The sequence below is a fragment of the Streptomyces sp. NPDC048297 genome, from assembly GCF_043201585.1.
GTDB lineage: Bacteria > Actinomycetota > Actinomycetes > Streptomycetales > Streptomycetaceae > Streptomyces.
Window position 1 is genome coordinate 231,616 of record NZ_JBICZA010000012.1, and the last position, 12,115, is coordinate 243,730.

9 protein-coding genes and 1 pseudogene are annotated in these 12,115 nt (G+C 71.7%); 7 read left to right on the plus strand and 3 right to left on the minus strand.

Annotated features, from left to right (window positions below):
- Positions 1 to 11: 11 nt before the first annotated feature.
- Positions 12 to 1,865: a dihydroxy-acid dehydratase gene (gene ilvD, locus ACGFYV_RS16280; protein WP_393879020.1), complete on the plus strand. Its 1,854-nt coding sequence runs from the start codon at positions 12 to 14 to the stop codon at positions 1,863 to 1,865.
- 151 nt (positions 1,866 to 2,016) lie between these two features.
- Here the strand turns inward: ilvD and ACGFYV_RS16285 are convergent, their stop codons facing one another.
- Positions 2,017 to 4,248 carry a serine/threonine-protein kinase gene (locus ACGFYV_RS16285; RefSeq protein ID WP_393879021.1) on the minus strand — a complete coding sequence of 744 codons (2,232 nt, stop codon included), beginning with the start codon at positions 4,246 to 4,248 and terminating at the stop codon, positions 2,017 to 2,019.
- A 320-nt stretch (positions 4,249 to 4,568) separates the two neighbouring features.
- On the opposite strand from ACGFYV_RS16285, the gene ACGFYV_RS16290 reads away from it, so the two are divergent.
- Positions 4,569 to 4,859: an SH3 domain-containing protein gene (locus ACGFYV_RS16290; RefSeq protein ID WP_393879041.1), complete on the plus strand. Its 291-nt coding sequence runs from the start codon at positions 4,569 to 4,571 to the stop codon at positions 4,857 to 4,859.
- Positions 4,860 to 4,914: 55 nt separating this feature from the next.
- Positions 4,915 to 5,424, plus strand: a complete 510-nt coding sequence (locus ACGFYV_RS16295; protein WP_393879022.1) for an EamA/RhaT family transporter — start codon at positions 4,915 to 4,917, stop codon at positions 5,422 to 5,424.
- Between the two features lie 717 nt (positions 5,425 to 6,141).
- On the opposite strand, the pseudogene ACGFYV_RS16300 reads toward ACGFYV_RS16295, so the two are convergent.
- Positions 6,142 to 6,623: pseudogene (locus tag ACGFYV_RS16300) on the minus strand (SAM-dependent methyltransferase).
- 190 nt (positions 6,624 to 6,813) lie between these two features.
- Between ACGFYV_RS16300 and ACGFYV_RS16305 the strand changes: the two are divergent.
- The 4 genes from ACGFYV_RS16305 to proC all read left to right on the plus strand — a co-directional run bounded on the left by ACGFYV_RS16305 (position 6,814) and on the right by proC (position 10,370).
- Complete coding sequence (locus ACGFYV_RS16305; RefSeq protein ID WP_393879023.1) at positions 6,814 to 7,638, plus strand: class I SAM-dependent methyltransferase; 825 nt, start codon at positions 6,814 to 6,816, stop codon at positions 7,636 to 7,638.
- 173 nt (positions 7,639 to 7,811) lie between these two features.
- Positions 7,812 to 8,663, plus strand: coding sequence for an ABC transporter ATP-binding protein (locus ACGFYV_RS16310; RefSeq protein ID WP_393879024.1), 852 nt, complete (start codon positions 7,812 to 7,814; stop codon positions 8,661 to 8,663).
- Positions 8,660 to 9,460, plus strand: a complete 801-nt coding sequence (locus ACGFYV_RS16315; protein WP_393879025.1) for an ABC transporter permease — start codon at positions 8,660 to 8,662, stop codon at positions 9,458 to 9,460. The genes ACGFYV_RS16310 and ACGFYV_RS16315 overlap by 4 nt, the downstream gene beginning before the upstream one ends.
- Positions 9,461 to 9,557: 97 nt before the next feature.
- Positions 9,558 to 10,370 (plus strand): pyrroline-5-carboxylate reductase, encoded by an 813-nt coding sequence (proC, locus tag ACGFYV_RS16320; RefSeq protein ID WP_393879026.1) that lies wholly within the window; start codon positions 9,558 to 9,560, stop codon positions 10,368 to 10,370.
- 123 nt (positions 10,371 to 10,493) lie between these two features.
- Here proC and trpS read toward each other — a convergent pair whose 3' ends face one another.
- A complete protein-coding gene (gene trpS, locus ACGFYV_RS16325) occupies positions 10,494 to 11,519 on the minus strand; it encodes a tryptophan--tRNA ligase (RefSeq protein WP_393879027.1) in 1,026 nt (341 codons plus the stop codon).
- Positions 11,520 to 12,115: the final 596 nt, after the last annotated feature.

Consider the following 12,115-nt stretch of genomic DNA (forward strand, 5'->3'; position numbering starts at 1 on the left):
AGCGAGCGACGATGCCCGAGCTGAGGTCCCGCACAGTCACCCACGGCCGCAACATGGCGGGCGCCCGCGCCCTTATGCGCGCCTCCGGTGTACCGGGCGCGGACATCGGCCGGAAGCCGATCATCGCGGTCGCCAACTCCTTCACCGAGTTCGTGCCGGGCCACACCCACCTCCAGCCGGTCGGCCGCATCGTCAGCGAGGCGATCAAGGAGGCCGGCGGCATCCCGCGCGAGTTCAACACGATCGCGGTCGACGACGGCATCGCCATGGGCCACGGCGGCATGCTGTACTCCCTGCCCTCCCGCGACCTGATCGCGGACTCGGTGGAGTACATGGTCGAGGCCCACTGCGCCGACGCCCTGGTCTGCATCTCCAACTGCGACAAGATCACCCCGGGCATGCTGATGGCCGCACTGCGCCTCAACATCCCCACCGTCTTCGTCTCCGGCGGCCCGATGGAGTCCGGCCGGGCCACGCTGGTCGACGGCACGGTCCGCACCCTCGACCTGGTCGACGCGATCTCCGACGCCGTCAACGACAAGATCTCCGACGAGGACATCGCCCGTATCGAGGAGAACGCCTGCCCGACCTGCGGCAGCTGTTCCGGCATGTTCACCGCCAACTCGATGAACTGCCTGACCGAGGCCATCGGCCTCTCCCTGCCCGGCAACGGCTCCGTCCTCGCCACGCACACGGCCCGCAAGGCCCTGTACGAGGACGCGGCCCGCACGGTCATGGACCTCACCCGCCGCTACTACGAGCAGGACGACGAGTCCGCCCTCCCGCTCAACATCGCCACCTTCCAGGCCTTCGAGAACGCGATGGCGCTCGACATCGCCATGGGCGGCTCCACCAACACGATCCTGCACCTGCTGGCCGCCGCCCAGGAGGCCGGCGTCCCGTTCGGCCTGGAGGAGATCGACGCCGTCTCGCGCCGCGTGCCCTGCCTCGCCAAGGTGGCGCCGAACGTCGCGAAGAACCGCACCTACTACATGGAGGACGTGCACCGCGCCGGCGGCATCCCCGCCCTCCTCGGCGAACTGCACCGCGCGGGCCTGCTGAACGAGGACGTGCACGCCGTCCACAGCCCCTCCCTCTCCGACTGGCTGAAGACCTGGGACGTGCGCGGCGGCTCCCCGTCCTCGGAGGCCGTCGAGCTGTGGCACGCGGCCCCGGGCTGCGTCCGCTCCGCCGAAGCCTTCTCCCAGTCCGAGCGCTGGGACACCCTGGACGACGACGCCGAGGGCGGCTGCATCCGCTCCGCCGAGCACGCCTACTCCAAGGACGGCGGCCTCGCGGTCCTCAAGGGCAACCTGGCCGTCGACGGCTGCGTGGTGAAGACGGCCGGCGTCGACGAGTCCATCTGGACCTTCGAGGGCCCGGCGGTCGTCTGCGAGTCCCAGGAGGAGGCCGTCCGGCGGATCCTCACCCAGGAGGTCAAGGACGGCGACGTCGTCGTCATCCGCTACGAGGGCCCCAAGGGCGGCCCCGGCATGCAGGAGATGCTCTACCCGACCTCGTATCTGAAGGGCCGCGGCCTCGGCAAGACCTGCGCCCTGATCACCGACGGCCGCTTCTCCGGCGGCACCTCCGGCCTCTCCATCGGGCACGCCTCCCCCGAGGCGGCCTCCGGCGGCACCATCGCCCTGGTCCAGGACGGCGACCGCATCCGCATCGACATCCCCGGCCGCGCCGTCGAACTCCTCGTCGACGACGCCGAACTGGCCCGCCGCGAGCAGGCCCTGGGCGGCGTGTACGCGCCGAAGAACCGCGAGCGCAAGGTGACGGCGGCGCTGCGGGCCTACGCGGCGATGGCGACCAGCGCGGACAAGGGCGCCGTCCGCGACGTGACCAAGCTGGGCTGACCGCCCGCACTCGCGGGTACACACCTGCGGGTACACACCTGCGGGTACACACCTGCGGGTACGCACCCAGGTACGCACCCACTCGGGTACGCCTGCCCGCTGCCGGCGACCTCCAGGGGCCGTCTCCGTCCGGAGGCGGCCCCTTCGCATGTCACCAGGCTGCGGGGTCACGTCCGTTCACGGCGAAGACGGTGCCGTCGGGGGCGGTGGCGTAGACGCGGCCGTCGCCGAGCAGCGGCGCGGGCGGCGCTCCCATCACCCGGGTGGCCCGCGCGCCCAGACGTGCCCGGGTCTGCCCGACGAGCGTCCCGTCGTGCGCGTCGACGGCGAGGAGCCGTCCGTCGCTCGCGGTGAAGTACACGTGCCGGCCGTCCGCGACGGGCGGCGAACCACGGCTCACCGACGTCTCCAGACGCCACGTGAGCCGCAGGTCCGCCATGTCCACGGCCTGCAGCAGGCCCCCGGCGGCCAGCAGGTAGACGGTGTCCCCGCGCACGGCGGCCTGGGCGCCGTCCAGGGCCACCGGGAGGTCCACCCGGTGCGTGACCCCGGTCCCAGGGGTGAAACGGACGACCGCCCTCGCCGTGCCGTAGACCTGGTCGACGGAGAGGAGGACGACGGCACCGCCCGCGGAACCGACGGGCCTGAGGGTCCCGCTCAGCCACTCCTGCCACCGCACCAGCCCCGTCTCCGGGTCCACCGCGGTCACGAGCGTCCGCGACCCGTCGCCCGAGGTGTTGGTCGCGTAGGCCAGCGGGTCGCCCGGGAAGGAGGTGAAGGACGGTGCGACGAGCCCGCCGACCGGATGGCTCCACCGGGTGCTGCCCGAGGCGGCGTCCAGCGCGGTGACGGTTCCGTCGGCGCCCGTGAGCAGGGCCGTACCGCCGACGTACCGGACCTGCGTGCCCGCCGGCACCGCGTGGCTCCAGACCTCCTCGCCGGAGGCCGGCCGCAGCGCCGACAGCCGGGCGCCTCCGCCGGTGTGCGGCTGCACGAGGCCGCCCGCGAGAACCGGCGCCCCGCTCATGTCCTGCACGGCCGCCGAGTGCCGCCACAGCTGCGAGCCGTCGGTGGGTGACAGCGCGTACACCACGCCCGACCGCGCGCACAGCAACTGCCCGCCCCCGTACGAGCACTGCGGCATTCCGCTGCCCCCGGGCGCGGCCTTCACGGCCCAGGGCCCGTCGGCCCGGGGCGTCGACGCACGGGACGACGCGGGCGCGGGGCCGTCACCGGCGAACTGCACCGCCGCCAGCACGCCGACGAGGCCGAGGCCGAGCGCGCCGGCACCCAGCACCGCCTTCCTGCGCACACGCTCGCGCTTCGCGGGCGCGGACTCTCCGGAACGGGCGCGCAGGGCGCGGGAGCCCAGGGCTCGGGAGCCCGGGGTACGGGACTGCGGGTCGCGGGACTTCGAGGCTCGGGACCTCGGGGCTCGGGACTTCGGGTCGTCGTCCTCCGCACGGGGTCCCGGGTCGTCGCTCTCCGCACGGGGTTCCGGGTCGGCCGGCTGGGCTTTGCGCTGCGCCGGTATGAACGCCTGCGTGTCGTACGAGGCCGCCACCGACCGCAGTTCGCGCATCAGTTCGTCCGGAGTCGGCCGCTGATCGGGATCCTTGGCCAGACAGCGCAGCACCAGCGGCGCCAGACTCTCCGGCACCCCGGTCAGATCCGGCTCGTCGTGCACCACCTGATAGGCGACGACGTACGGACTGTCCGAGTCGAACGGCCCGCGGCCGGTCGCCGCGTGCACCAGCACCGAACCCAGCGCGAACACGTCCGCCGCCGGCCCCACCTCCCGTGGCCGCCGGAACTGCTCCGGGGCCATGAAGGGCGGAGTGCCGATCAACTTGCCCGTCTCGGTCCGCAGTTCACTGTCCTTGGGCCGGGAGATGCCGAAGTCGATGACCTTCGGCCCGTCCTCCGCCAGCAGCACGTTGCTCGGCTTGAGATCCCGGTGCACCACACCCACCCGGTGGATGTCGCGCAACGCCTCGGCGAGCCCCGCCATCAACCGGCGCAACTGCCCGGCGGACATGGGCCCGTTCCGCTTCACCTGCTCGGAGAGCGTCGGACCGGGAATGAACAGCGTGGCCATCCACGGCCGTTCGGCCTCCGGATCGGCATCCACGACCGGCGCCGTGAAGGCACCGCTCACCCGCCGCGCGGCCGCCACCTCCTGCCGGAAACGGCCCCGGAACTCGGGATCCCGGGCGAACTCCGCGTGTACGACCTTCACCGCGAGCTTCATCCCCGAAGGGCTGCGCGCCAGTTGGACCACGCCCATGCCGCCCGAACCCAGGCATGACTCAAGACGGTAGTGACCGGCGTACTCGGGAAGTTCCGCTTCCGCGCCCGCTCCGGTGTTGCGCTGTGGCGCCATGAACCAACCCCCGTGCTGTTCGACCGCGCGCGCGACGCACGGAGCCTAGTCGATGACTCGTACAGGACAGAGGCGGCTTGCTAACCTCCGCGTGCGAGTCGCGCACACGTGTTCCGCGACTCGGATCCAGGGGAAGCGACGAGGCCCCGACCAACCGAGGGGCCGTCAGGGGGAGACACGTCATGTCCGTCGAGCGAGTCGCAGAGAATGCCGCGGAGGCCGCAGTGGCCGCAGTGGCCGCAGTGGCCGCAGTGGCCGCAGTGGCCGCAGTGGCCGCGGAGGCCGAGGAGGCCGCAGGGGTCGAAGAGGTCGCGGAACCGGTGAGCACCGCCGCGGCGCAGGCGACGGGCGGGGTACCGGGCACGCGCTACTACGACGTGGCCCCCGGCGTCCGCCTGAACGTCCGCAGCGGCCCCGGCACCTCCTACAACATCGTCCGCCTCCTGCCCTACGGCGCCAAGGTCCCGATCTACTGCCAGGCACCGGGCACCACCGTGACGGGCCCGTACGGCACGTCGAAGATCTGGGACAACATCAACAACGGCGAGTACGTCGCCGACGCCTACGTCCAGACGGGCAGCGACGGCTACATCGCCGCGCGCTGCGGCTGACCCTCGCGGGCGACCCCACGAGGAGCCCGCCGCCGACCGGCGCCATAATCGTCCCGTGAGCGACGAAACCGGCACCCCGGACACCTCGGCGGGCTCCCCGGGCGGCGGCCCCCGCCCCGAGCCCCTCCGCTTCTTCGGCACCACCTGGGTGAACCACGACAACGGCTACCCGGCCCGCCGCGCCGGCGTCGCCGTCGGCTCCCTCGCCGCGGCCGTCGCCTCCTGCCTGATCCTGCGCTTCGCCTACGACGGCCTCCAGATCGCCGGCACCGGTTCCCTCGTGAGCGTGCTGATCGTCGCCATGTTCGCGATCTGCAGCGCGCTCGCCTTCCGCAACACCTGGGAAGGCTTCGCCAAGCGCCACGACCCCGAACGCCAGGCCTCCCTGCGCGGCCTCCTCGCCATCGGCTTCATCGGCTCCCTCCTCGCCTACTTCTTCCGCTCCCTCACCGAGGCCCCTGGCGAGAAACTCCACCGCACCGAATACGAAACCGCCCGCGAGGAATTCGCCCGCCGCACTTCCCGCCGCACGGGCAACCCCTCAAAGAGAAAACGGAACCGGTAGCCCGGTAGCCCGGTAGCCCGGTAGCCCGGTAGCCCAGTAGCTCGGTGGCCTTGGGCCGGGTGGGACTTGGGCTTGGGCCCGGGTAGGTCCGGGGCGTCGGTAGGCCGGTAGGGCCGGGACCCCCGGCGTGGGTCGTCGCCGCCGGGCGGGGATCTGGGCAACTGGGCGTGAGTTCGAGCTTCCGGGCGTGGACCCGGAGGTCAGGGTGTGGGTCTGGGATGCCGGCCTGTGGGTTCGGGCGCAGGGCATGGGTCCGGATGACCGGGTGCGAGCCTTGGACGCCGGGCGTGGGCCCGGGTCGCTGGGCACGGGTTCGGGTCGCCTGCCGTGGGTCCGGATGAGCGGGTGTGGATCTGGGATGCCGGCCGTGGATCCGGGATGCCGGCCGTGGATTTGGAACTCCGGGCGTGGGCCTTGGAATCGCCGGGTGTGGGTCTGGGCTGCCGGACACCGGTTCGGGTCGCCTGCCATGGGTCCGGATGACCGGGTGTGGTTCTGGAATGCCGGCCGTTGGTTCGGGTTGCCGGGCGTTGATCCGGAGGGCCGGGCCTGGGGCGCACGACATCGGCCCAGGCCAGGCCGGGTCCGGGGACGGGCGGGCGCGACTCCGGCCCTCCTGTTCCGGGCTGCCCGGCACAGGTCCTGCCCGGCACCGGTCCTGCCCGATGCAGGTCCCGGCCGGCTGGCCGGCGTGCGCCCGTATGTGGGGTCGGTCGGTCAGTAGTAGCTGCGCATAAGCTCCGTCGACCATTCCGGCTGGCGGGTCTCGCCGCCCTGCGGGCCGAACTCGGTCATGTACGGCTTGATGTCCAGCACCGGTGTGCCGTCCACCGCGTCGAGTCCCGCCACGTGGATGTCGAGGCCGTCCACCCTGAGCACGCGGCAACGGGAGACGCCGAGACGGTTGGGCCGGTTCTTGCCGCGCTGGGCGAAGACGCCGACCAGCGGCCAGTCGTGTTGCCGCGCGGATGCCGGGCCCCCGTCTCGATCTTCTCCTCCGGCACCCGGTCGAAGTGGTAGACCACCTCCAGATGGGAGAAGTCGTCAAGACCGGCCAGCGCGTCCGCCGTGAACCGCTCACCGTCGACGCGGATGACCGCGTGGACCGCGCCCCACTCGTCGTCCCGCACCTCGGCACGCCCCCCGACCAATCGGCCGACCGGAACCACGACCACCGCGTCCCCGCCCCGCTCGCTCATGCCCCTGCCCCTCCGTCACCGCCCGAGCGGGCACCCCGCCCACCGGATCAAGGACCGACCGGCTCACCGTACCGTCGCCACCGCGACGACAGAGGCTGCCCGCGAACACACCGCCCGCGAGCCACGGATCGCGCCCAAAGAGATCAAAAACCCGCTCGTCCCCGCCGCCGCCCCGGCGCACCATGGGCTCATGACCGTATCGCCAGCCGCACCTGAGCATTCCGGCCACTCCGAGGACCCCCAGCCACCGCACTCTCTCCGCGCCCACTCCTTCAACGCCGCCGCGGCCCAGTACGCCGCGAACCGCCCCGCCTACCCGCCCGCCCTCTTCGACGCCGTCGAGGAACTGTCCGGGCGTCCCCTCGCCGGCGCCCGGGTCGTGGACGTCGGCGCGGGCACCGGTATCGCCACCGCCCTGCTGCACGAGCGTGGCGCCGAGGTTCTCGCGGTCGAGCCCGGCGAGGGCATGGCGGCCGAGTTCCGCCGCGCGCTGCCGCACATCCCGCTCGTCCACGGCAACGGCAACGCCCTGCCCCTGGCCGACGACAGCGCGGACTTCCTCACCTACGCCCAGGCCTGGCACTGGACCGACCCGGCGCGGTCGGTACCGGAGGCGCTGCGGGTGCTGCGGCCGGGCGGCGCGCTGGCGCTGTGGTGGAACACCACTCCCCGCGACGTCGAGTGGATTGCCGACGCCCAGGCGCGTGCGGGCCGCTTCTTCGGCCTCGGCTTCGCCGCCGAACGGCGCAAGGACGCCGAGCACACCGCCCACACCGAGCACGCCGACCCCAGCGGTCGGCTCCGCTTCACCAGCGGCGAGGTCCGCTGGAGCCGTCGCGTCCCGATCGACACCCACCTCGCCAACGTCGGCAGCCACTCCTTCCTCCTCGTCACTCCCGAGGAGCGACGGACCGCCTTCCTGGAGCAGGAGCGCGGCCATCTGACGCGGGCCTTCCCGGACGGCTTCGTCGAGGAGACGTACGACGTGCTGCTGCTCGTGGCGACCAACCCCTGATCCCGCACGCACCCGCACCCGCACCTGCACCCCCACCCTCCAACCCTCGCCCCACCCCCACAGCCCACCCCCGACAGCGGCGGCCCGGTTCCCACCCGGGCCGCCGTTCTCGTGTACGGCACAGCGACCGCCGCCACTTGACGGCGACGACCCCCGGGACGATTATTCATCGCATGATGAATTATGTGCCCGAGCCGTCCCGCCCACCGGCTCCGGACGCCGACCACGCGGAGAACCTCACCGCCGTCCACGCGGAGAACCTCACCGCCGTCCACGCGGAGGACCTCACCGTCGTCCGCGGCCCCCACACCGTCCTCCACGACCTCCGATTCACCGTCCCGCGCGGCCAGATCACCGGCCTGCTCGGCCCCTCCGGCTGCGGCAAGTCCACACTGATGCGCTCCGTCGTCGGCACCCAGGCCAAGGTCACCGGCACCCTCGACGTCCTCGGCCGCCCCGCCGGCCACCCCACCCTGCGCAGCCGCATCGGCTACGTCACCCAAGCCCCCTCCGTCTACGACGACCTGACCGTCCGCCAGAACCTCGAGTACTTCGCCGCGATCCTCGACCCCGGACGGGCCGCCGGCGAACGCCGCCACCAGCACGCCACCCAGGCCATCGCCGACGTCGACCTCACCAGCCACGCCGACGCGCTCGCCGGCAACCTCTCCGGCGGCCAGCGAAGCCGCGTCTCCCTCGCCGTCGCCCTCCTCGGCACGCCCGAACTCCTCGTCCTCGACGAGCCGACCGTCGGCCTCGACCCCGTCCTGCGCCGCGACCTGTGGAACCTCTTCCACGACATCGCCGCCACCCGCGGCGCCACCCTCCTCGTCTCCTCCCACGTCATGGACGAGGCCGAGCGCTGCCACCGCCTCCTCCTCATGCGCGAGGGCCGGATCCTCGCCGACGACACCCCCGAAGCCCTGCGGACCCGCACCGGCAGCGACACCGTCGAGGCCGCCTTCCTCCGCCTCGTGGACGAAGCCACCGCCGCGGACCGCACCAAGGAGACGACGACCCGATGAGCGCGACGACCACGACGACCGCCACCGTGCACGAAGCCCCCGCCGCGCCCACCGGCGTGCTGAACGCCTCCCGCACCACCGCCACCGCCGCCCGCGTCCTGCGCCAGCTCCGCCACGACCCGCGGACCATCGCGCTGATGATCCTCGTCCCCTGCCTGATGCTGATCCTGCTGCGCTACGTCTTCGACGCCAGCCCGCGCACCTTCGACAGCATCGGCGCCTCGCTGCTCGGCATCTTCCCGCTGATCACGATGTTCCTGGTCACCTCCATCGCCACCCTGCGCGAACGCACCTCGGGCACCCTCGAACGCCTCCTCGCAATGCCCCTCGGCAAGGCCGATCTCATCGCCGGCTACGCCCTCGCCTTCGGCGCGCTCGCCATCGTCCAGTCCGCCCTCGCCACCGGACTCTCGGTCTGGTTCCTCGGCCTCGACGTCACCGGGTCCCCCTGGCTCCTCCTGCTCGTCGCCCTCCTCGACGCCCTCCTCGGCACGGCCCTCGGTCTCTTCGTCTCGGCCTTCGCGGCCTCGGAATTCCAGGCGGTCCAGTTCATGCCCGCCGTGATCTTTCCCCAGCTCCTCCTCTGCGGCCTCTTCACACCCCGCTCCGACATGCACCCCGTCCTGAAGGCCATCTCCGACGTCCTCCCCATGTCGTACGCCGTCGACGGCATGAACGAGGTCCTCCACCACACCGACATGACAGCCACCTTCGTCAAGGACGCCCTGATCGTGGCCGGCTGTGCCGTCCTGGTCCTCGTCCTCGGCGCGGCGACCCTGCGGCGGCGCACGCGGTGACCACGCTCCGGCCCGGACCCACCCCGCCGGCCGACGGACGTTCCGCCCACCGGACAGCCGACACGCCCACCGCACCGCCGGTGCCAGACTGAACCGCATGAGCCAGAAAGTCGCAGTCCTCGGCACCGGCAAGATCGGCGAAGCCCTGCTCAGCGGAATGATCCGGGCCGGCTGGGCCCCGGCGGACCTCCTGGTCACCGCCCGCCGCCCCGAGCGCGCCGAAGAACTCCGCACCCGCCACGGAGTCACCCCGGTCACCAACACCGAGGCCGCCAAGACCGCCGACACCCTGATCCTCACGGTCAAGCCGCAGGACATGGGCACCCTCCTGGACGAACTCGCCCCGCACGTGCCCGCCGACCGCCTGGTCATCAGCGGAGCCGCCGGTATCCCCACCTCCTTCTTCGAGGAGCGCCTCGCCTCGGGCACCCCGGTCGTCCGTGTCATGACGAACACGCCCGCCCTCGTCGACGAGGCCATGTCCGTCATCTCCGCCGGCACCCACGCCACCGAGGCGCACGTCGCGCATGCCGAGGCGATCTTCGGCGCCGTCGGCAAGACCCTCCGCGTCCCGGAGAGCCAGCAGGACGCCTGCACCGCACTCTCCGGCTCCGGCCCGGCCTACTTCTTCTACCTGGTCGAGGCCATGACCGACGCCGGCATCCTGCTCGGCCTGCCCCGCGACAAGGCCCACGACCTCATCGTCCAGTCCGCCATCGGCGCCGCCGTGATGCTCCGCGACAGCGGCGAGCACCCCGTCAAGCTCCGCGAGAACGTCACCTCCCCGGCCGGCACCACGATCAACGCCATCCGCGAACTGGAGAACCACGGCGTCCGCGCCGCCCTCATCGCCGCCCTCGAAGCCGCCCGCGACCGCAGCCGCGAGCTGGCCTCCGGCAAGAAGGACTGACAAGACCGGCAAGACTGACAAGAAGGACTGACCCCTCGTCTCCGGGGGCGACCCACGACGCACCGGCCGCCCCCGGACACGCACCGCCTATCGCACTGCCTGCCGCACCGCCCGCCGCCGTGCCTACCGCACCGCGCTCAGCGCGGGCTCCGGGGCGGCAGGCAGCAGCCCGATCGCCCGATAGGCCGTATCGACGGTCGGCCGCGCCACCGCCCGAGCCTTCTCCGCACCATCCCGGAGCACCTCCTCCACATACGCGGGATCCGCGCACAACTCCCTGTGCCTGGCCTGCACGGGCTTCAGAACCTCCACCACCGCCTCCGCGGTGTCCTTCTTCAAAGCGCCGTACGAGGGGTAAACGTCCGCCAGTGACTCAGGGTTCCCGTCCGTGCACGCAGCGAGAATCTCCAGCAGATTGGCGACCCCGGGCCGCCCCTCACGGTCGTACGAGACCTCCCGGCCGCTGTCCGTCACGGCCCGCATGACCTTCTTGCGTACGACGTCCGGCTCGTCGAGGAGATAGACGACGCCCAGACCCGAGGCGTCCGACTTCCCCATCTTCGACGCCGGGCTCTGCAGGTTCATCACCCGCGCCGCGACCCCCGGCCGCGTCGCCTTCGGCACGACGAACGTGTGCCCGTACCGCTGGTTGAACCGCACCGCCAGATCGCGCGCCAGCTCGACGTGCTGGAACTGGTCGTCCCCGACCGGCACCTCGTCCGCGCCGTACGCCATGATGTCCGCCGCCATCAGCACCGGATACGTCAGCAGAGACAGCCGCACGCTGCCACCGCGCGCCTGCTCCCGCGCGGCCTTCTCCTTGTACTGGATCATCCGCCGCATCTCACCGTCGGTCGCCACGCACTCCAGCAGGTACGAGAGTCTCGTGTGCTCGTCGACATGGCTCTGCAGGAACACGGTGCACACCTCGGGATCGAGCCCGGCGGCCAGCATCAGCGTCGCCGTCTGCCGGCTGAGCCTGCACACCCGCGCCGGATCGTGGTCCACGGTCAGCGCGTGCAGATCCACGACGCAGAACAGGGAGTCGGCCCGGTGCTGGTCGGTCTCGACCCAGCGCCGCATGGCCCCCAGGTAGTTGCCCAGCGTCAGATGCCCGGTCGGCTGAATCCCGCTGAAGACCCGTGTCATCTCTACTCCGTCTCCTGATCGGAGCCGCCGCTTCTGCGGCCGGCCCCCGGAGTCCGGAGGAGATACGAGAACGGCCGCCGAAGCGGCGGCCGTTGGATGCATACGTGAGTACGGCCGCCGTCAGGCGGCCCACCAAAGCTGGGTGCACGTACGCGTAGTCATGGAACCCACCGTACGCCCTGGAGTGAACTGGAGGGGAGAGGTTGACACGCCTCACCCGGATACGTAGTGTTCTCCGAGTTGTCCGACGTGAGCACCGACCCCGGTCGGTCCCCGGACAGCCATTCCGCAAGGCCCACTCAATCGTCGACGTTCATGCGTCGGATCGCTTTGGCGTGCGCATTTGCGAAATGAGGAATCCGTGTTCGAAAGGACGCGGCCCCCGATTAGCTCGGGAGCCGGGAATCCGCTAAAGTCTCACTCGTCGGAACGGCCCGCAAGCCGCGAGGACAACCCCCTCTGACTGGGAATCAGACACCGCGAGGATCTGATAGAGTCGGAATCGCCGGAAAGGGAAACGCGAGAGCGGAAACCTGGAAAGCACCGAGGAAATCGGGTCGAGAAAAGATCTGATAGAGTCGGAAACGCAAGACCGA

Coding starts and splice junctions, on each gene's coding strand:
- ACGFYV_RS16285 (WP_393879021.1), bottom strand. CDS start 4,248: ATGGCGCCACAGCGCAACACCGGAGCGGGCGCGGAAGCGGAACTTCCC.
- ACGFYV_RS16310 (WP_393879024.1), top strand. CDS start 7,812: ATGATGAATTATGTGCCCGAGCCGTCCCGCCCACCGGCTCCGGACGCC.
- proC (WP_393879026.1), top strand. CDS start 9,558: ATGAGCCAGAAAGTCGCAGTCCTCGGCACCGGCAAGATCGGCGAAGCC.
- ACGFYV_RS16305 (WP_393879023.1), top strand. CDS start 6,814: ATGACCGTATCGCCAGCCGCACCTGAGCATTCCGGCCACTCCGAGGAC.
- ACGFYV_RS16315 (WP_393879025.1), top strand. CDS start 8,660: ATGAGCGCGACGACCACGACGACCGCCACCGTGCACGAAGCCCCCGCC.
- ilvD (WP_393879020.1), top strand. CDS start 12: ATGCCCGAGCTGAGGTCCCGCACAGTCACCCACGGCCGCAACATGGCG.
- trpS (WP_393879027.1), bottom strand. CDS start 11,519: ATGACACGGGTCTTCAGCGGGATTCAGCCGACCGGGCATCTGACGCTG.